Origin of the sequence: Moorena sp. SIO4A1, assembly GCF_010672065.1 — a bacterium.
Lineage (GTDB): Bacteria > Cyanobacteriota > Cyanobacteriia > Cyanobacteriales > Coleofasciculaceae > Moorena.
This window is the reverse complement of sequence record NZ_JAAHHX010000916.1, coordinates 1-1,181: the sequence shown is the minus strand read 5'-3', so window position 1 is coordinate 1,181 and position 1,181 is coordinate 1. Positions and strand designations below refer to the sequence as shown.

The following is a 1,181-nucleotide window of genomic DNA, read 5'->3' as shown; positions in this document are numbered from 1 at the left end:
ATGTAATGCGATCGCATCAGCCATTTCTTCAATACAGTTCCTGGCTAAGTAGTCATCATCATCCAACAGCTTGATCCAATCACCACTTGCCAGCTCTACCCCTTTATTTACCGCTTTCGAGTGGCCCCTATTATCGGAATTTCGGTGATAAACCAGGCTCTGCTCACCAGCACGTGTCAAGGCTTCACTGCGCTCTTGGACATAATCTTCGGTTCCATCAGACGAACCGTTGTCAACGATAACAATCTCACAGGGAAATGTCTGAGCAAGTGCGCTTTCAATGGCGCGCTTGAGTAGATCTAGGCGATTATAAGTCGTGATAACAACGCTGAATTTCATCCGGCACCCCTGAGGAAAATGCTGTGATTAGCTTAGGTTTAATCATGAAGCTCCAACCCTATAATTCCCCCACAAGTTTAATAACTAATAAGTTTAGCAATAAGTAAAGCGTAATTATCTCCCCATTTTGGTTAAACGTTTCTATATGAACTACCCCGTCCTGGTCGTTCGCCTTTGGCGTGGCCGTAGGCCAGGACGGGGTGTCAGCAGACCCGTCCTTAGAACGTGATTTTTGACGCTTCATCTTTCCTAGTTGCCTCATCGAGCCAGTGTGCTTACTAGTCTTTGAGGTAGAGCTAGAAAATCCACGTTTATCGAGGTCAGTCCCGTACCCCGGCTGTTTTCCATTAGCTGCATTGAACATTACCATTGCGCTTGTCTTGTCTCTATCGAACTCAAAGCCGCAAGCATCACAGACATGGTATCTATTCGATAGTTCAGCCCAACTTTTGTGAACTTTCCCACATTCTGGACAACGCTGAGATGGTTTTAATTGTCTAGTCGGTAGTTGAAGGACAATTCCGCCTTTGAGTTCGATTTTGTAGGTCAGCATTTTATTAAGAGTGCCGAATCCCACATCCAAAATAGCCTTGTTTAATCCAGCTTTTTGTTTTTTCCTTTTTGACCCTTTCTTAGCTTTTAGGGTCATCCCTTTTGTATTTAGCTTTTCAGTTACGCCGATGTCATAACGACTAGATAAATCTGACGTAACTTTGTGTTGCCAATCCTTGCGCGCTAACCCAACTTTTCTTTTTAATTTGGATTCTTTTTTGTTCGCCTTCTTCCAACGCTTAGACGCTTTTATGCCTTTTTTGAAATTAGGAGCCTGTTTGCTGCGCTTT

General features: G+C 43.8%; 2 protein-coding genes. Both read right to left on the bottom strand.

Translation table 11 applies throughout. The features are described 5' to 3' along the window. A partial coding sequence (locus tag F6K53_RS44055) for a glycosyltransferase family 2 protein (protein ID WP_293087175.1) occupies positions 1-339 on the bottom strand: 339 nt, incomplete at its 3' end. A gap of 58 nt (positions 340-397) precedes the next feature. Then, positions 398-1,181: transposase (locus F6K53_RS44050; RefSeq protein WP_293087173.1), on the bottom strand; the 784-nt coding region annotated here is incomplete at its 5' end.